General features: G+C 67.5%; 10 protein-coding genes. 1 reads left to right on the top strand and 9 read right to left on the bottom strand.

Features of this window, described 5'->3' with window-relative positions; all coding sequences use genetic code 11:
- The 7 genes from ACSAMQ_RS15910 to ACSAMQ_RS15880 form a co-directional block, all read right to left on the bottom strand.
- On the bottom strand, positions 1 to 933 hold a 933-nt coding region (locus ACSAMQ_RS15910; RefSeq protein WP_435396586.1), incomplete at its 3' end, for a hypothetical protein.
- 259 nt (positions 934 to 1,192) lie between these two features.
- On the bottom strand, positions 1,193 to 3,472 hold the full coding sequence (locus tag ACSAMQ_RS15905) for a hypothetical protein (protein WP_435396585.1): 2,280 nt from the start codon (positions 3,470 to 3,472) through the stop codon (positions 1,193 to 1,195).
- A 124-nt stretch (positions 3,473 to 3,596) separates the two neighbouring features.
- Positions 3,597 to 5,753, bottom strand: a complete 2,157-nt coding sequence (locus ACSAMQ_RS15900) for a hypothetical protein (RefSeq protein ID WP_435396584.1) — start codon at positions 5,751 to 5,753, stop codon at positions 3,597 to 3,599.
- 459 nt (positions 5,754 to 6,212) lie between these two features.
- A complete protein-coding gene (locus ACSAMQ_RS15895; RefSeq protein ID WP_435396583.1) occupies positions 6,213 to 6,896 on the bottom strand; it encodes a hypothetical protein in 684 nt (227 codons plus the stop codon).
- Entirely contained in the window at positions 6,893 to 8,677 is a 1,785-nt protein-coding gene (locus ACSAMQ_RS15890) for a hypothetical protein (protein WP_435396582.1), read from the bottom strand. The genes ACSAMQ_RS15895 and ACSAMQ_RS15890 overlap by 4 nt, the downstream gene beginning before the upstream one ends.
- 33 nt (positions 8,678 to 8,710) lie before the next feature.
- Positions 8,711 to 11,143, bottom strand: coding sequence for a hypothetical protein (locus ACSAMQ_RS15885; RefSeq protein WP_435396581.1), 2,433 nt, complete (start codon positions 11,141 to 11,143; stop codon positions 8,711 to 8,713).
- A 420-nt stretch (positions 11,144 to 11,563) separates the two neighbouring features.
- Positions 11,564 to 12,877: a S1 family peptidase gene (locus ACSAMQ_RS15880; RefSeq protein ID WP_435396580.1), complete on the bottom strand. Its 1,314-nt coding sequence runs from the start codon at positions 12,875 to 12,877 to the stop codon at positions 11,564 to 11,566.
- A gap of 599 nt (positions 12,878 to 13,476) precedes the next feature.
- Here ACSAMQ_RS15880 and ACSAMQ_RS15875 point away from each other — a divergent pair.
- Positions 13,477 to 14,787 carry an iron-containing redox enzyme family protein gene (locus ACSAMQ_RS15875; protein ID WP_435396579.1) on the top strand — a complete coding sequence of 437 codons (1,311 nt, stop codon included), beginning with the start codon at positions 13,477 to 13,479 and terminating at the stop codon, positions 14,785 to 14,787.
- Between the two features lie 116 nt (positions 14,788 to 14,903).
- On the opposite strand, the gene ACSAMQ_RS15870 is transcribed toward ACSAMQ_RS15875, so the two are convergent.
- Positions 14,904 to 16,298, bottom strand: a complete 1,395-nt coding sequence (locus ACSAMQ_RS15870) for an aspartate aminotransferase family protein (protein ID WP_435396578.1) — start codon at positions 16,296 to 16,298, stop codon at positions 14,904 to 14,906.
- A gap of 253 nt (positions 16,299 to 16,551) precedes the next feature.
- Positions 16,552 to 18,384 carry a glutamine--fructose-6-phosphate transaminase (isomerizing) gene (gene glmS / locus ACSAMQ_RS15865; protein WP_435396577.1) on the bottom strand — a complete coding sequence of 611 codons (1,833 nt, stop codon included), beginning with the start codon at positions 18,382 to 18,384 and terminating at the stop codon, positions 16,552 to 16,554.
- Between the last annotated feature and the right edge of the window lie 317 nt (positions 18,385 to 18,701).

The following is an 18,701-nucleotide window of genomic DNA, read 5'->3' as shown; positions in this document are numbered from 1 at the left end:
GCCCCCCCCCGTGCCGCCCCCGGTGCCTCCAGTGCCGCCGGTGCCGCCCGTTCCGCCGGTACCGCCACCGGTGCCCGTGCCGGGCCCGGCGCGCGCCGCATCGGTCGCGAGCTGGCCCGGGGTCAGGGTCGGTTCGAACCACTTGCTCAGCAGATCGTCCTTGAAGAAGTCCAGCGCCCATTTTTCCTGGTCGCGGCGGTCTTCGGCGTCGGTGAAGGCCTCGACCTGAATGTCGATCACGCCGTTCTGCACCAGCGACTCGAACGCCGCGTCGATGCCGGCCTTGAACCAGGCGTACTGGCCTTCGAGGCTGGCGCTGAAGTGGTTGAAGATGCGCTCGAAGTCGGCGGTGATGGTGACCCGCAAGGCCGGTCGCATCGCCAGGTACTTGAGATCGTAGATCACCCCGATCGGGGTCATGCCGTCGCTGAGCGCCTGCTCGAGTATCGTCGCGCCCTCGGCCGACAGGCTGAGGCTGAAGGCGGCGCGGTTGGCCGCGTCCATCGACGGCACCGAGGCGCCGAGGATGTGTTCGACCGCATTGAAGGTCCCGGGCGCCGCGGGCTGCGCCGAGGTACCGCCGCCACCCTGCACGTTCAAGGCGATGCACTGCACCGAACCTTCCTCGAAGGTCGCGGTAGTCAGGCGCACCGGCGGCGACACGCCGGGCTCGGAATTGAGCCGGCTCATGATCTTGGATTCCATCTGCGGCGACAGCTGCAGGGTGGTCACGAACATCACGAAACCGCCGCCCTTGTCGGCTGCGGCGGCGTCGGCGACGCGGTACTTGAGGAAACTGAATTCCTTGCGCTTGTCGGCCGCGCGCACGGCCAGCTGCGGCGGTCCCGGCAGGACCCAGAACTGGTTCTTGTCGGCGTGGTCGCGGAACACGGTGATGCCATCGACGGTGATCGGCTTTTCGAGGCTGAGCATGACGAACTCCAGAATGCGAGAGTTCCTCGCGGCGACGTGCGCGCGGCGGAACGATCCTTGTACGTGCGGACCGCGCCGCCGCGGGACGAAACCCGCGGCGGTGCGGCGACCTGGCGCGTTCGCTGCGCGCCGCAGCCCGGGACCGCGAAATCGCGGCCGACCCGCGCGCACCGCAGAGCGGACATGCGCACGGGCCGAACCCTGCGACCTGCGGCCACCGGATCCCCGCCTCCGCGGGGGCGGACAACCACCGGCAACCTCAAGGCATCTTCAGCACCAGGTCGGTCGCATCGGTCGCGGTCCAGTTGGTGCTCTTGTTGGTGCCGTTCTCGAGCAGGTAACTGGCCTTGTACTCGTAGCGCATCCGCGCCGGGTCGAGGTAGTCGTACTCGAACTCGCCGGTGGCCTGGGCGCTGTCGAACTCGAAGTCCTCGGCGAACGACAGGCCGCCTGCGAAGTCCTCGAAGCGCAGAGAGACCTTGGTGCGGCGCATCTTGCGCTTGGCGAAATCGAGCGGCGGCTTGACCGTGACGATGCGCCGGCCCTTCATGCCCGACTTCAGCATCACCCGGTTGCCGTTGGTCACCGACTCGGGGATCTCCTCGATGTCGCGACCGTCCTTGTAGAGGATGCTGACACTGTAGAACACGCCCTTGACTTCGGGGTTGCGCAGGTCAACGGCGAAGGTCTGCGCCGAGCTGCCTTCCTGGAACGACATCTGCATTTCCTGCTGCAGGTTGTTGGCGCGGTCGACGTAGCGCAAGTCGACGAATGCCTCCTGCACTTCGTTCCAGTTGAAGTTCGGCACCACCTGCACGACCCGCCGGGTCGGGAACGGGTTGCGCACCGTGACCTGCGGTTCGTCCAGGGTGATCCAGTCGCGCACCACGTCGCCGCCGCTGATCGCGTGAAACACGGTGCGCACCTCGTAGTTGACCTTGGCTGGGTCGAGCATGAACATCTTCCAGCTGCCGCCCGGGGCATCCTTGGTCAGGCGCACCATGTCGTTCTGGTTGATCTTGTTGGCCGGGTCGCGATAGCGCAGGAACACCTCGACCGAGCTGTAGCGCTCCCACGGGAAGTTCTCGGCCAGTACCGGCACGGTATTGATCGTGTACAGGTCGCGCGGAATGATCTCGATGTTCTCGACGTCGTAGACCTGCGGCTTGGACTTGAGCTTGATCGGCCGCTCGGCCGCGTCCACGCCCTTGAAGCTGACTTCGTACTCGACCTGCACCTCGCGCTTCATCGTCCCGCGTTCGAGCTGGCTCAACCATTCGAAATTCGCCTCGCCGGCATTCGCGCCCAACAGCGCGTTCATCGGCTTGTCGCCGTAGCGCACGCGCACGTTGATGCTGCCGATGTCGTCGGCGGCCAGGTCGGCGCGCGAGATCACCTTGACCCGGCGCTTCTTGAAGAAGTCGTTGTCCAGGCTGATCTGCTTGACCAGGCGCTCGCGCGGCACGCTGCCTTCGCGGATGGTCTTGAACAAGGCCGCCAGATGGCCCTGCGGGTAGATCGAACGCTTGATCGCCACGCGCTCGGAGAAGTTGACGTTGAGCTTCTTCTTGTCGACGCGCTTGTAGTCCATGCGCTTGTAGCTGAAGCTCGGCATCAGCGCGCCGATCGGCCCGCCCGCGGCCTGGGCCGAGGACTGCGCGGCGAACTTGCCGATCGCGTCCAGGCCGCGCTCGAAGTCGGACTTCTTTTCCGGCGTCCACGGCGGCAGGCTGACCTGGAAGAAGGCGTCGGTGATCATGTTGCGCACCTGCGCCAGGGCGGCGTCGCGGCGGTCGATGATGCCGCGGGTGTCGTCGCCCTCGGCGACGAAGGTGTCGGCCTCCAGCACGATCGCGCGGTTGTCGACCAGTTCGTCCACCGCCTTGCCGATCTCGGTCGAGAAGAACATGTTGCCGCCGGAGAAGCTTTCGTCCATGTGCTTCTGGACGCGCTCCCAGTCGACCTTGAGGCTGATGTTGTAGGCCGGGCGCAGGCCGAGGAAGTCCAGCGAATAGATCACCGCCACCGGCAGGATCTCGCCTTCCAGGCATTGCTCCATCACCGTATAGCCGTCCTGGTCCAGGCGCACCGAAAACGCCGCCTGGTTGGAACCGTACAGCGCCGGCTTGGCCGACTGGTCGATCTTGAGCACGAACTGCGGCCCGGCGCCGGGCGTGGGCGCGACATCGCCGCTGGCCTTGCCGAGCATCAGCAGCTTCACCGAGCCGTCTTCCAGCGGCACCGGCGCGATGCGCGGCTTGTTGCGCAGGTTTTCGCTGTTGGCGATCTCGCGCGCGAGGTCGTCGAGCTGCTTCTGGCTGGCGCCGATGTTGCAGTCGAAATTGAGGAACCCGCCGGTGCCCGCGTCGCCGCGGAAACCGATCAGGAGGAACTGAGGCACGTCCATGCCGAGGCCGTTGTCGCGCACCGTGGTCAGGTGCGGCGTGGTCGGCATGTAATACCACTGCTCGGGATCGGCATGGTCCGGGAAGACCGAGATGCCGTTGATCTCGCGAGTGCGGCTGTCGAGGAGAAGCATGATCGGACTCCTTCCGAGTCAAGCGTGATGGGACGTTCGGGTAAGGCCGGCGGTCGAGAGGCCCGGCTGTCGCAAGCCCCGGCCCGTCGCCGGGCCCGGCCGGCAAGCGGCCGGGCCCGTGCGGTCAGGCGGCCGGCAGCTCGAGGAAGACCGTCAGGTCGGTCTTGGTTTCCGGGCCCACCACCTTGCGCTTGCCGTCGGTGAGGAAGTAGGTGACGGTGGCCTTGTACTCGGGCGCGTCGCCGTCGTTGAGCGGCAGCTTCCAGCTCTTCTCTTCGTCGCCCGGCTTGAAGCGCAGGTCGATGCGCTTGGGGCCGTGCGACAAGGCCACGCTGACCATCTTCAGCTCGTCCCAGTTGAGCAGGTCCGGCACCACCGCCACTTCCAGCGCCTCGAGCTTCTTGCCGACCAGGATGGTCGAGCGCGAGGCTACCTTTTCGGTCTCTTCCTTGCTGGTGCCGTCGGCGAACAGGGTCGTGACCGAGTACTTGACCTCGCCGAGGGTCTCGTCGACCACCGGGAAGGTCCAGTCGAACGAGGTCATCTCGCTGGACAGGGTGACGATGTTCTTCTGCGAGTACTTGTTGGCGGTGTCGGTGTAGCTGGCGTCGACCGTGATCGAGGCGATCTCGGCGGTCAGGTCGCCGGCGGCGCGGAAGCTGACGGTCTTCGAGGCCGAGAACGGGTCGTCGACATACAGCTCCTTGGCCTGCTGCTTCGCCGTCTTCTTGACCTGGCGGCCGTCGGCGAGCGTATACAGGAACTCCAGGTCGATATCGTTGGTGCGCGGCGAGCCGATGATCTTGCGCAGCTGGAAGGTCGGCGTGTCCTTGGTCATGTTGAACTTGGCTTCGACCGGCTGCTTGCCGCCCTTGTAGCGCACCGTCACCTGGGTGCGCGGCACCTGGGCGAAGTCGATGTCGCCGGGGCCGATGTCGAGCGCCAGCACGCCCAGGTCGTCGACGTTGATGGTCAGATTGGTGTCGTCGGTCTTGATCTCTTCCGACACCTGCTTGAACGTCGCGCCCTTGTAGTTGACCGTCACCTGGTAGGTGAAGTCGCGCTTGCCCTCGTGCACGAAGGCCTCGAACTTGGCCACGTCGTCGGGCTTGGTGAAGACGAACTCCTGGACCTTCTTGTTCGGGCCGTAGGGGTAGCGGATCTTGACCTCGACGCTGTGGATCGGCAGGTTGGCGAAGTCGGCGTTGACCCGCATCACCACCTGCACGGTCTTGAGGAACTCGTCCAGGTTGATCTTGGAGTAGTAGTCCTCCCACTTCAGCGGCTTGTTCTTGTCGTCCTTGAGCGAGGTGATCGTCGGCAACATGCCCTGCGGGTTGCGGTTGACGATGACCGCCTTGGCCTCGCTCCACTCCACCCGCACGTTGGCGATCTGGGTCTTGCTGATGCTGCGGCGGATGTTCTCGATGTCCTGGCCTTCCTGCAGCTCCTTGACGTTCGGGTCGACCTCGGCGATTTCCTTGAGCAGGTTGCGCTGCACCGCGGCTTCGAGCTGCTTGTTGATGATCGCGCGGATGTCGGCCTCGAGCTTGGCGTTGTCCTCGGGGCTGAGGTTCGGCGCCTGCACGAACTCGAAGTGGCTCTTGGTGATGTCGTTCTTCCAGCGGCTCGAATTGACCGATTCGCTGTAGCTGTCGGCGCCCCAGAACTTGTCCTCGGTCTTGACCTCCTGGACGAAGCGGTAGAACTCCGAGGCGTTCCAGGTGCCCCAGGCCTTCATTTCCGGCAGGCGCATGTAGCAGTTCATCTTGTAGACGACCTGCACCGCCGAAGCCGAGCCGGTACTCAGGGTTTCCTTGAAGATCGCCGTGCCCAGTTCGCTCAGCTCGACCATGAACGAGGCCACGTTCTTGCCGTAGATCGACGGCTTGCCGGCGCCGCGGATCTTCTCGACCAGGGCGCCGCCCTCGGTCAGCAACAGCTCGACGGTACCGTCGGTCCAGGTCACCGGCGCGATCGCCACCTTCGGCGGCGTCTTGCCCTTGTACTTCTCGGCGAGCTTCTTCTGCAGGTCGGCGGCGATCTTGGCCTGCACGTCGGCGGGGACCGACAGCTCGGTGTCGAAGGCGATGAAGCCGCCGAATTTCTTGCCGCCATCCTCGCGGATCTGGCCGTACTCGACGAAGCGCAGCGCAAGGCCGCCGCTGGCCATTTTCGCGAAGTTCGGCGTGTTCGGCATGATGTAGTAGGTGAAGTCGTTGGCGTCGTCGCCATAGACCACGTGGTCGTGAAGCGTATCTACGTTGTCGATCTTAAGCATGGAGCTGCTCCTTATCCGATGTCTGAATTGCGCGCGTTCCTGTTGCGCGCCTACCTGTTCCGCGACTGTCTTGCGCGCTTCGTCCGTGCGTTGCCGCCAACGTGCTTCGCGACGCAACGTAGTTCAGTACGAATGATTCAAACGCCTTCGACGCTTCGCACCGGACAACGGTCACAGTTTCATTTCCAGCTGTTTTTCAGTCGATTTCGAGCGCGCACGCACCCCCGTCGATGCGCGCTTGCGGACGCGAACCGGTGTATCGGAGGCGAAGGGCATCGACGCGATTGGTCGTCGCGCGCGGCTCTCGTCGTTTTTCCCAAGCGGCATCGCCGCCGACGCAATGCGCGTCTTCAGCGGACCCGAACCGCACCGCGAACGGCGCGATTGAGCGCGTTCGCGGCCGCGGGACGATCCCAACCCGGGCCGGCCGCCGCGCACGACGGCGACCGGCCCGCAAACCTAGCTGCGCGGCAGGCCCCAGTCGGCGGCGTCGGCCGTGTACTGCTGCGCATCGCCGGCCTCGCCGGCGTCTTCGCTTTCGACCCGGCTTTGCCGATATCGGCTGGCGCTGATCGCTTCGTCTCTCTGGTCCGAGCGCAGCGACAGATCGACCTCGGCCGATTCGCTCCGGTAGCTCGAGGCACTGCGCCGCATCGGCGCCGCATCGGCGACGCTGTAGCGCACCGCCATCCAGCCGTGTTCGCCTTGCAAGGCCTTGCGCACCTTCGCCGCCTGCTCGCCGTCGAGCATGAGGTTGAACGCGGCGTGGTACGGCGGCACGCCCGAGGACTCGCTGTGGGCCAGCGCGACGTACGCGCCATGGCCGTCGCCGAGCAGCAGGCTGGCGCCCTCGACCGTCACCGGCGCCTGGCGCAGCGTCACCCGCTCCAGCGGCAATTGCGCCCGCGCGGCCAGTTCGACCCGGATCGCATCCAAGGTCGCCGCCGGCACGCCCCAGGCGCTCGTCAGCGCCAGCATCACCACACTGCCGGCGCTCATCAGGGTGAACTGCGGCCGCCCGTCGGGCCCGCTGGCCAAGCCCGGCGAACGCGCCCGGTAATGCCAGCTCGCCGCCTCGTCGGCCGGCGCCACCCACACGCCGAGAATGTCTTCGTATTGATAGCTGCTGTCGCCGGCACTCATGTGCGTTCTCCGATCGTCGTCCTTGGGGCGTCGCTGCTGTGCAAGCGCAGCGGCGTGTCGGGTTGCAGCACCTCGGACCAGGGCGCTTGCGCCGACCAGCGCCAGCGATAGCCGGAACGGAACGGCGACAGCGACAGCCAGGTCCACTGCGCCTGCGGCGCGCTGCGGGTGAATCTCACCTGCCTGCGTCGCGCAGGCTGGTCGACGGCGTCTTCGGGGGCGATCTCGATCACCCGCTGCGGCGCGCCGTCGTCGAATTCGCAATGCAGGGCCAGCTCGCGCGAGCCGCTGCCCTCGAAGCTGAAGGCGTCCAGACGCAGCGGCTCTGCCTCGACCGGCGCCATCGCCCGCAGGGTGCCGTCGCTGCGCGCGCGCGCAAGGGCGCGGATGGTCGCCTGCTCGACGTCGGCCGGAATGGCGAAGGCGAAGCTGGCCGAGGTGCGGTCCAGGTTGGCGCGCGCCGACCACGGCTTGCCCTTGCGCAGGCCCTGGCACTCGACCTCGATGTCGGCCTGCTCGACGAACACCGGCTCGGCTTCGACCGGCACGAACCGCAGGCCGAAATCGTCCGCCGCGACCATCAGATGCTCGCGCGTCGAATGGCGCAGCGGGCCTTTGATGGTTTCGGCGCGCCCGTCCGACAGCATCAACGCGGTGGCCTGCCAGGCGTAGTTGAGTTCTTCCTTCGGCGACAGGCGCAGGTCCAGGGTGGTCGGGCGATCCGCGGCGGCGAGCCGGGCCGAGGCCTTGATCGTGAACATGCGCGCCGGCGGCTTGGCCGGCACCTGCACGTCGACCTGGGCCTGGACGATGCCGATGCGCCGCTCCGGCAGGTTCGGCCGTACCGTGAGCGCGCGCCAACCACTGCTCAGGCTGCGCACATCGTGACGGCGCACCACCGTGTCGTGCAGGCTCGCCGCCGGCATGGAGCGCAGCGGGCCGAGCGGGTCGGCCTCCACCGCGAACAAGCGCGGCGCGAGCACCGGTTCGGACAGGTTCCATCGCACCGAACCGCTGATCATCGCCGCGCCATCGAAGACCACGCGCACGCCGGTGGCGGCGTCGGCCGGCGACGGCAGCAACGTGGCGTACCGGGTCACAATCCGGTCGATCAGCGCATCGGCGAGCGGCTCCTTGAGCAGATCGCCGGAGCTCGCGGCCAGACCCAGGCCCATGCTCTGCGGCGCTTCGATCAGTCGGCGGCGCAGCAGGTCCAGATCCACGCTGGCAGCGCCGCCACCGAGGCCCCTGACCGCCGCCAACAACGCGGCCGGATCGAAGTCCAGCGTCAGCGGCAGGCGGTCGGCCACGCCGCGCACGCGCAGCCAGGCCTGGCCGTTGACCGCGAGCAGGCCGCGCTGCAGGGCGGCGACGAACAGATCGGTCGCGGCACTGTCCAGGCGCACCGCCAGCCCCATCGAGCCGAGACTGGCGCTGTCGAGCGGCAGCAGTTCGCCGAGCGAGGGCGGCAGATCCAGCGCTTCGACCGCGCTCAGGCGCAGCCAGCCGCCTTCGTTCGGCAACGCCGACAAGGCCAGGCGCCGGCCGGCGTCGAACGCGGCGCCGCGCGCCTGCTCCAGGCCGAAGTCGGCGGCGAAGGCGATCGACAGGATCGAGAAGCGCTCCAGCCCGGCTTGGCCGCGGTCCTGCTGGAAGATGTCGAGCCGCAGCGGCGGCTCGCCGCCGGCGCCGCGCGCGGCGAGCGCCACCGGCGGCAACTGGAACGCGCCGGGGCGTTCGTAGGCGGCGAACGCGATGCGTTCGCCGACCTGCATCGGCATGCGCCAATCGGGGCGACCGGAGAACGACATCGCTCAAGCCCCCGCGATCAACACGGCGGGTTCGTCGGTGCGGCACCACGGCGTGCTCGGCAGGCGCTGACCCGACTTGTACACCACCGTCTGCCGGTATTCGTAGAAGCCTTCGCTGTCGCGCCGCAACAGGATGTCCATCAGCGGCACCGGCACGTCGACGTCGACGGCCAGGTTGGCCGCGTCGAGCACGGCGCGTTTGTTGCCGCGGAACTCGACGATGATGCTGGCGATCTCGCCCGCGACCTGGCCGGCGTTGAGCAGGATTTCCGGCGTGGTCATCAAGCGCACCGGGCGCACCGTCTCCTGGTCGATGGTCTCGTCCAGGGTGTATTTCATGATCGCCTCGCCGTCGGGAATGCTGCGCACCGAGGCGGTGTTGAAGATCGCATCGGCCGGCGCGCTGCCGCTGAGCGCGGCGGTCGGCTGGACCACGAAATCGATGCCCTGCTCGGGTGCGATCTCGACCGGCTGGCTCAGGTCCAGACCCTCGATGCGGCCTTCGACCAGGCCTTCGCCGCGGGTGATCCAGGTCGGCAGGCGGGCGATGCGCAGCTTGCTCTCGGTGGCGTTGAGCAGGCGCACCGCCACCGCGCCGGTGTTCGGATCGGGGGTTTCGATCGACTGGAACAGTTCGCCTTCCATGTCGGCGAAGTTGAGCTTGACCGGCACCATCACGTTTTCGTTGACACCGGTCGACACCACCACGCTGCCTTGCAGCAGGTTGGAGTTCGACAACGACATCAGCACCGCGAAGATTTCCTGGAAGTCGTCGAAGGCGAAACGCTCGTTGACGGTGAAACCGTTGTCCCAGTCGATCGTCGCCGGCACCGTCTCGGAGCGGATCGCGCCATCGCGCATCAGCGCCAGTTGCAGGGTCGAGCTGGCGCGCAGCAGGCGCAGATCGAACTCGCGCTGCGGGTTGTCGGCGCTGGCCGGCACCTTGCCCGCCAGTTCGCGGCGGGCGGCAAGCAGGCGCTCGCCGTCGGTGACCGGACGCACCTCGCAGGTCAGGTCGACCTTGGCGTCTTCGGCGTCGGCGCCCTGGTCGATCCGGAACGCCAGCGACGGCGCATGCGGCGCCTCGCTGCGGCGCGCGAGCTTGAACGCATCGGGCAGGTAATAGATCCGCGAGGGATCGCTCATGTCCTGGAAGTAAGCGTGGCTGCGGCCGCCGCTGGCCGGATAGCGCAGCGAATGCACCACCCAGCGCGGCGCCGCCGGCCCGGGCTGGGCACCGGACGGGTACAGATAGGAATGCAGCACCGGATCGAAGAACAGCGGGATCGCCCAGTCCTGCGATTGGTTGGACACGTCGTAGCGCGGTTCCGGCGCCGGCTGCGGTTCGGGCTGGGGTTCGGGCTGCGGCTCCGGCTCGGGCTGGACGATGATCGGCTCGCCGTCGAAACCGCGGCGCTTGATGTGCATGCGCATGCCCGGCATCGCCGCGCCGCGCGCCATCAGCGCCGGATGCATCATCGCCGGCCTGGCAGGCTTGGCCGTCGGCGCCACCCGCAGGCTCGCCGCCGGCATGCGCGACAGGGCCGCCGCCGACACGCTGGCCTGCGGCGCCCGCGACAGCAGCATCTGGCCCTTGATCATCATCAACTGGCGTTTCGGCACATCCGGCGCCGGGCTGGCCGGCAGCGGCACCGCCACGGTGTAGCCGCGCGAGACCAGCAACCGCGCCTGCGACTCGCTCGACATGAAGGCGCGCAACAAGGCGTCGCGTTCGGCCAGGCTCAGGCGCAACATGGCCACGCAGCCGCCGCGCGGGTCGTCGATCAACTCGCCGACCGGCAAGCGTTGCTCGATCGCGGTGCCGGCGGCGCGGTAGCTGATCACCGCGCTGCGCGCGATCGGCAACATCTGCGCGCTGCGCGCGGCATCGGCGATCTCGGCGGCGGGATAGGTTTCCACCGCCACGCTGACCGCCCACAGGCCGTCCTGGGCCTGCGCGACCTTGATCTCGTAGCGGCCGCCCTCGTTGCGCACCCGATAGCGCGGCAGCCAATAGCGCTGCTGCGGGTTGTGCGGATCCTCGAACAGGCAGCGGTCGTCGGGCGCGGCGCTCGGGCTGATCGGATGCGGCGATTGCGAGCGCACGAAACCGGCGTCGGCCTTGATCGGAAACAGCCCCGGGCGCAGATCGTTCAAGCGCGGCCGCACCGTGCGGCCCTCGAGCTGGGCGATGATCGCCGGTTGCGCACGCAGCAGCGCCGGGTTGATCCGCATCGCCGGCATCACCGCGGGGCGCGCGACGACTTCGGCGGCCACCGTGGGCGCCACGACCGCGGGCGCGACCACGGCGGGCGCTGCTACTGCAGGCGCAGCGATCGGGGTGGCGATCTTGATCGGCCTGGCGGGAGCGACCGCGACAGCCGGACGTACCCCGGCGACGATTTGGTTGAGGTTGAGCAGACGGCCCGGCGGCATGGGGTTCTCCTTGAAGTCAGCGTCGGAACGCTGTCCGGCGAGCGGTCCTGCCTCGCCGGGTCCTGGGTATCGGTTGAGTGCGCCCATGGCGCCCATCACCTGCAATACAACGCGGCGTCCGCGCGGCGCAGGACGTTGCATGGATGAAACGGATTCGCCGTCCCGCGCGTCCGGCGAGGCGACCGGCGAGGAGAGACCACGGCCCGGTCAGCGCCGCGATCCGGATGCGGGCGAAAAAAAAAACGGGAACGCCAGGCGCTCCCGTTTTTTGGCGACGCGACGACCTGCGATGACGTCGCAGCGCAGGACCGCGCTACGGGCAACCGCGAGCGCTCATACGACCGCCACCGGTCGGCCGGCGACACGGCTGATCGATGACGCTGCCGCGCGCGGCATGCGGCGGCGGATCGCGAATACCGCTTACAGCGTGACCAGGCTGAGCCCGTACTGCTCGAGGATCGGATTCACCGGCTGGAACCAGGTCGCCGCCAGGAACTGGCCGCAATTGTGCTCCGCGCCGGGAAGGATGTTCGCGGCGGAGGTCACTCCCTGCGCGTGCTCGTACACGTCGATCCAGCCGCCGCCGGAGTCTCCGAAACCGGCGCAGGCATTGGTCTGGGTCAGGCCATAGACGATGCCGCCGCCCGCGCTGCCCACGACGTTCACGCTGACGTTCTTGGCGATGACGAAGCCGCACTGATAGCCGGTCTTCCACCCTGAGCGACAGACGATCGCGTTGTAGTGGGCCTCGTTACTGCCCCGCACGTAAAAATACGCGCCGGCGTAGTTGCTCACCCACGGCAGCACGTCGTGCTGAGCGCCGAGGGCCACCCAGGCCCGGTCGGCCACCGGAAATTCGGACGCGGCGATATAGCCGGCAGGCGCGCCGTCGAGCCAGATCGATTCGCCCACCGTCCCGCAATGGCCGGCGGTGACGAAGCCCTTGGTCGCGCCTTGCCGTACCGAGAAACCGACCGAGCACGAAGGCGCGCCGTTCTTCTGGTAAGCGCGACCTGTATAGACCGACGCAGTCGCTTGCGGCGCGCCCTCCATGGCGGTGAAGCGCAGCAGACCGCTGGCGGCGCCGCTGACCGCGGCGAAGTCGATCGCACGCTCCATCCGATCCGGCGCGACGCTGATCAGCACCGAGTTGCTGGCCGGGTCGACATGCCAGGCGTGCACACCGTCGAGCGGTCGGCTGATGCCGGGCACCCGCGCCTGCGCGCTGCGGTCCAGCCGCGCTTTCGCCGCTTCCAGCTCGGCCAGGCTGTAACGCACCGGGCGCACCTGCGCGCCCTCAAGCGTGAGCCGCGAGCGCGGATCGGACGTCGCGACGACCAATCGCACTTCATCCTTGTCCCCGCGTTCGATCCAGGTGCCCGCGTAATGCGCGCCGAGGCGCCGCTGCGCCAGCGCCGCCGTCGCCGGCGCCCGATCCTGCAGTTGCAGCCAGCGGGCGGCCTGGATCGCGGACAAGCCCAGATCGCGCTTGGCGGCGCTGAGCATCTCCGCATTGGCCTTCATCTCCGAAGCGCCCGCGCTGAACGCCGCGCAGCAAAGCAAGGTCGACACCACAACGCCGGCACCGGTCCGGTCCAGCCAGTCTCGAACGATCGACATACCATCTCCTTTGGTTTGAGAACATCCAGCCGCGCGCCCTGGCGCGGTCGCGGTCCGTCGCGAATGTCGTCGGACGAGTGCATTCGACGGACGCGCCCAGCTAACCGCATTCACGCTGGCGATGCAGTTGCGCAGGTCACAGCGGCATCCGCCACCGCATCACAAACCGGCAAGCGCCGGCTGCGCTGCACCGGCTGCAGAAGCAAACCCGGCATCGCGCTGCGCGCGCTCGTCCGAAGGCTACGCGTGGCGCAGCGATCGCGTTTTCGTTGCGACCGGCGCGGCCCGGCCGGTCCGAAACGCTGCGTCGAACGCATCTCCCCTGTTCAGCTCACCCGATCGAGGGCCGCGTCGCCAGTCGCGGCGGCTGCGACGGACCGACGTTTCGATAAACGACGAGCCCTGTGCCGGCGACTCCCGCACCGCAGCGGTTCAACCGACGCTGCGTTCTCGTCGAACGCTCCCGGCGTCGCAGAACGTGCTGCGATGCCTTGATAACGTGACTTGCCGCGCATCCGCTCCGGCCCATCGTGTGACCTGCATCGCGATCACGAACGGCCTTTTGTCGCAGGCGAAGGCTATCGAAGCAAAACGCGTGCACGGCGGCCCCACGCCCCAGGCACCCGATCGAGCGGGCCACGGCGAGCACGGGATCGGCCGCGGCCCGGGCAATCCAAGTCATCCACTGCTGCCATCACAGGACGGACCAAAAGATGAAGACTGTTTCGCCACCACAGCCGTGTTCCACCAAAGTCGTCGACATCGCCCAGTTCTGGAAACTCGCCGACGATCTGCAGGATACGACCGTCGAACAAGCCAAGGACATGTTCTCCTTCGTCGAAACCGCCAGCCCGGATCGCCTGTTCTCGCTGCTGGTGCAGTACCGCTACTTCACCGTCTACTACATCGCCGACATCGCGCTGCTGATCGCCAGATTGCAGCCCGGCCGCATGCGCAGTTTCCTCGCCGACATTCTCCTCGACGAACTCGGCGAAGGCGACCACACCCAAGCGCATCCGGAGTTGTACGACGAATTCCTGAGCAGCCTCGGGATCGCTCACCCGCCGCTGGACGGCATGGCGCTGGCCGGCAACATCGCATTGTTGGACCAGGCCCGCTCCAACCTGATCGACCCCGCCTACAGCACGGCCTACGGCATCGGCTTGCGCGGCATGGGCGGCGAGTGCGTCTGCCAGATCTATCTCGCCCGGCTGTACGAGCACTTGCTGCGCAACCCCTACATCCAACAACGCAAGGACACGATCGCCTGGAAATTCTGGGAACTGCATGTCGGCGAGCACGACATCGCCCATCGCGAGAATCTGCGCAAGCTCATCGGCGACGAGATCGCGTCCATGGACAGCGGCAGCGTCGAGGCGCTGCAGGACGGTTTCTGCGACAGCATGACCGCCTGGACCTCGTTCTGGCGGAACATCCAGGACGCCGCGGCGATGCCCGACGGCCACGACGCCGCCGAACGCGCCGCGGTCGGCGAAATCGTCCTCAAGCCGGCCGGCGGCCACGGCGGCGGAGCCATCCGTCAGTTCCATCTGGCCATCGGCGTGCACGACCTGGAGCAAGCCCGCCAGTTCTATTGCGACGTGCTCGGCGCGAAACAGGGCCGGTCGACCAGGAACCTGATCGACCTCGACTTCTACGGTCATCACCTGGTCATCCACCAGACACCCGGCGGCAGCGAGGGCGCCGACACCTCGTTCGGGTCCGCGTTCTACGGCGAGACCGTACGGGTGCCGCACTTCGGAGTGAACCTCGACTGGAAGGATTGGAGCTCGTTGGCCGACCGAATCAAGTCGCGGGGGCATGCGTTCATCGATCCGCCGCACGTACGCATGCGCGACCTGCCCGGCGAACACGCGACCATGTTCCTGAGCGACCCGAGCGGCAACTCACTCGAGTTCAAGGCCTTCCGCAACCATGACGAAGTGTTCTCGGTGATCTTCTCCAACAGCACCCGCGACATCTTCGGCCTGGATGCGCTGGTGGAGAAAGCCGCCACCGCCTGATGCGGCATAAAAGGAAGCCCGGCATGCCGGGCTTCCTTCACTGCGGCAGGGCGCCTCTAACTCAGGCGCTGCACGAAGCGCGGACGTGGTGCGGCCAACGCTCGGCTGACGCCCGGCTACTGGACCAGATAACGGTCGGCCACGTTCAAGGCCTCGTCGACGATGTCCAACCCCGTAAGCAGATCGGCTTCGCTGATGTTGAGCGGCGGCGCGATGTGGACGCGGTTGAAATGGACGAACGGCCACAACCCCCTGTCCTTGCACGCCGTCGCGAACTCGGCCATCGGCCGGTTGTCGGCGCCGGTCGCGTTGTACGGAACGAGCGGCTCGCGGCTGGCCGGATCGCGCACCAGTTCCAAGGCCCAGAACATGCCGAGGCCCCGCACTTCGCCGATCGACGGATGCCGGTTCTTGAGCTGTGCCAGCGCGGGCCGCACCAGCTCCTCGCCAAGGCGGCGAACGCGCTCGATGATGCCTTCTTCCCGATACACGTTCAGGCAGGCGACGGCGGCCGCACAGGCCAAGGGATGGCCCGAATAGGTCAGGCCTCCCGGGAATACGTGGTGAGCGAAGGTCTGGGCGATGCGCTCGCTGATGATCACGCCGCCCAGCGGGACATAACCGCAGTTGACGCCCTTGGCGAAAGTGATCAGGTCCGGGACCACGCCCCAGCGATCGATCGCGAACCACTCGCCGCAGCGCCCGAATCCCACCATGACCTCGTCGGCCACCATGACGATGCCGTGCCGGTCGCACAGCTCACGTACGCCGCGCAGGTAGCCGTCCGGCGGAACCAGGACGCCGTTGCCGCCGACCACCGACTCCAACACGATGGCCGCCACGGTGTGCGGGCCTTCGACCATGAGCACGTCGGCCAGGTGCGCCAGCGCCCGCTCGCATTCCTGCGCCTCGGAGTCGGAGTGGAAGGCCGAGCGATAGGCATACGGCCCCCAGAACTTGACCGTCCCGGGCATGCCGGGTTCGGCGCCCCATCGGCGCGGATCGCCGGTCAGCGATATCGCCCCGGCGGTCGCGCCGTGATAGCTGCGATACGCCGACAGGACCTTGACGCGACCGGTGTGATGCCGGGCGATGCGCACTGCGTTCTCCACCGCTTCGGCGCCGCCGCTGGTGAAGAACACCTTGTCCAGATCGCCCGGCGCCGCTTGCGCGATCAACCGCGCCGCTTCGGCGGTGGCTGCATTCGCGTGATAGGGCGCGACCGTGCACAGGCGCTCGGCCTGCGCCTGGATCGCGGCGACCAGCTTGGGGTGCTGATGGCCGAGATTGACGTTGACCAACTGGCTGGAGAAATCCAGCCAGGTGCGGCCGCTCTCGTCCCAGAAGCGGGAACCGCTGCCGCCGGCGACGACCACCGGGTCCAGCGAGGCTTGCGCCGACCACGAATGCACGACATGGGCGCGGTCGTTCCGGTAGGCCGCAGATGTTCCAGCGGCAGACGTCGCCGCGGCAGCCGCCGTCCGTTCGGTCTGGGTCTCGGTATCGGTCATCCTGGTATCGACTCCGATGAGGCGGGGACAGTGCCCGCTTGAGGTACGCATCGTTCGGCGACCACTATCGTGCGCCGGCTCACAGCGCGGTCGGTGCCGCGTGGTGCCTTGGCTACTTCAACAGCTTCCCGCCGCCGGGGAAAGCCTCCTCCGGTTGCCCGTGATACCGAGATGGGGATGCCGCCACGGGCCCGGACCGCAACGCGGCGCAGCGCCCGGGCGGTCCCGGGCGCTGCGCGACGACGCTGCTCGCTTACTCGACCGTGACCGCCTTGGCCAGGTTGCGCGGCTTGTCGACGTCGGTACCGCGCGCGAGCGCGGCGTGGTAGGCGAGCAACTGCACCGGAATCGCGTGCACCACCGGCGACAGCACGCCGACGTGGCGCGGGGTGCGGATCACGTGCACCGCCTCGGATTCGCCGAAGTGGCTGTCGAGGTCGGCGAACACGAACATCTCGCCGCCGCGCGCACGCACTTCCTGGATGTTGGACTTCACCTTCTCCAGCAGGCTGTCCTTGGGCGCGATCACCACCACCGGCATGTCGGCGTCGACCAGGGCCAGCGGACCGTGCTTGAGCTCGCCGGCCGGATAAGCTTCGGCGTGGATGTAGGAGATTTCCTTGAGCTTGAGCGCGCCTTCCAGGGCGATCGGGTAATGCACGCCGCGGCCGAGGAACAGCGCGTGCTGCTTCGGCGCGAAACGGTCGGCCCAAGCGGTGATCTGCGGTTCCAGGTTGAGCGCGTGCTGGACGCTGCCCGGCAGGTGGCGCAGGGCATCGATGAACTCGGCTTCCTGTTCGTCCGACAGCCTGCCGTGCTGCTTGGCCAGGGTCGCGGTGAGGATGAACAGCGCCACCAGCTGGGTGGTGAAGGCCTTGGTCGAAGCCACGCCGATCTCGGCACCGGCGCGGGTGTAATAGACCAGCTGGCTCGCGCGCGGAATCGCGCTTTCCGGCACGTTGCAGATCGACAAGGTCTTGTCGTGGCCGAGCGACTTGGCGTACTTCAGCGCTTCCATCGTGTCGAGGGTTTCGCCGGACTGCGAAATCGTCACGATCAGTTGCTTGGGGTTGGCGACCGCGGCGCGATAGCGGTATTCGCTGGCGATCTCGACCTGGCACGGCAGCCCGGCGATGGCTTCGATCCAGTAGCGCGCGGTCATGCCGGCGTAGTAGCTGGTGCCGCAGGCCAGGATCTGCACGCCTTCGATGCCGGCGAACACCGACTCGGCCTGCGCGCCGAACAGCTGCGGCGAGAACTTGCCGTCGTCCATCACCGCCTCGATGGTGTCGGCGATGGCGCGCGGCTGCTCGTGGATTTCTTTCTGCATGAAGTGGCGGTACGGGCCGAGTTCGAGCGAGGCCAGCGACACGTCGGAGACGTGCACCTCGCGCTCGATCGCCGCGCCGTTGCCGTCGAACACGCGCACCTGGGCGCGGGTGACGTCGGCGGTGTCGCCTTCTTCCAGGAAGATCACCCGGCGGGTGGCCTGCAGGATCGCCGAGACGTCGCTGGCGACGAAGTTCTCGCCCTCGCCCAGGCCGATCAGCAGCGGGCAGCCCATGCGCGCGGCGATCAGGCGGTCGGGTTCGCGCTTGCTGACCACGGCGATGGCGTACGCGCCGACCAACTCGCGCACCGCCGCCTGCACCGCCACCAGCAAATCGCCCCCTTGCGACTGGTGGAAGTGGATCAGGTGGGCGATGACTTCGGTATCGGTCTGCGACTCGAAGCTGTAGCCCGCCGCGCGCAGACGCTCGCGCTGCTCTTCGTGGTTTTCGATGATGCCGTTATGGACCACGGCCAGTTCGCCGAAGCTGATGTGCGGATGCGCATTGGCTTCGGTGACGCCGCCGTGGGTCGCCCAACGGGTGTGGCCGATGCCCACCGAGGCGTTGAAGCCTTCGGCCTGGGCCGCCGCTTCCATCTCGCCGACGCGGCCGGTCCGGCGCACGCGGCGCAGGTCGGCGCCGTCGAACACGGCGATGCCGGCCGAGTCATAGCCACGGTATTCCAGTCGCTTCAAGCCATCGATCAAAACCGGTACCACGTCGCGATCTGCGATCGCACCTACGATTCCGCACATGCTGGGGCAACTCCTTGGGGGATGCCCGCATTCTATCCGCGCCCCGTGGCGGACACGTCCGGCGGACGCGCTGTCCGTCCGGACGGACACCCGGACGGCGGTGTCCGCCCTTTTAAATCAAAGACTTGCGGTTGGCACGCGTTGTGCTTGGGTTATGGATAAACCGCCAAGCCCGAGTCCCACCGAAATGAGCATCCGCGACACTTCTGCGCAGGACCACCGAGTCGCCGCCGCCACCGTGCAGGGCCGGCATCGCCGCCGCTGGCTGCTCGGCGCCGGCGCCGGCGTGCTCGCGCTGGGCGCGGGTGCGTGGCTGC

The sequence above is a fragment of the Lysobacter sp. 1R34A genome (assembly GCF_051217035.1).
Classification (GTDB): Bacteria; Pseudomonadota; Gammaproteobacteria; order Xanthomonadales; family Xanthomonadaceae; genus Lysobacter.
The sequence above is the reverse complement of the archived record's forward strand: the minus strand, read 5'-3'. Positions and strand labels throughout refer to the sequence as shown.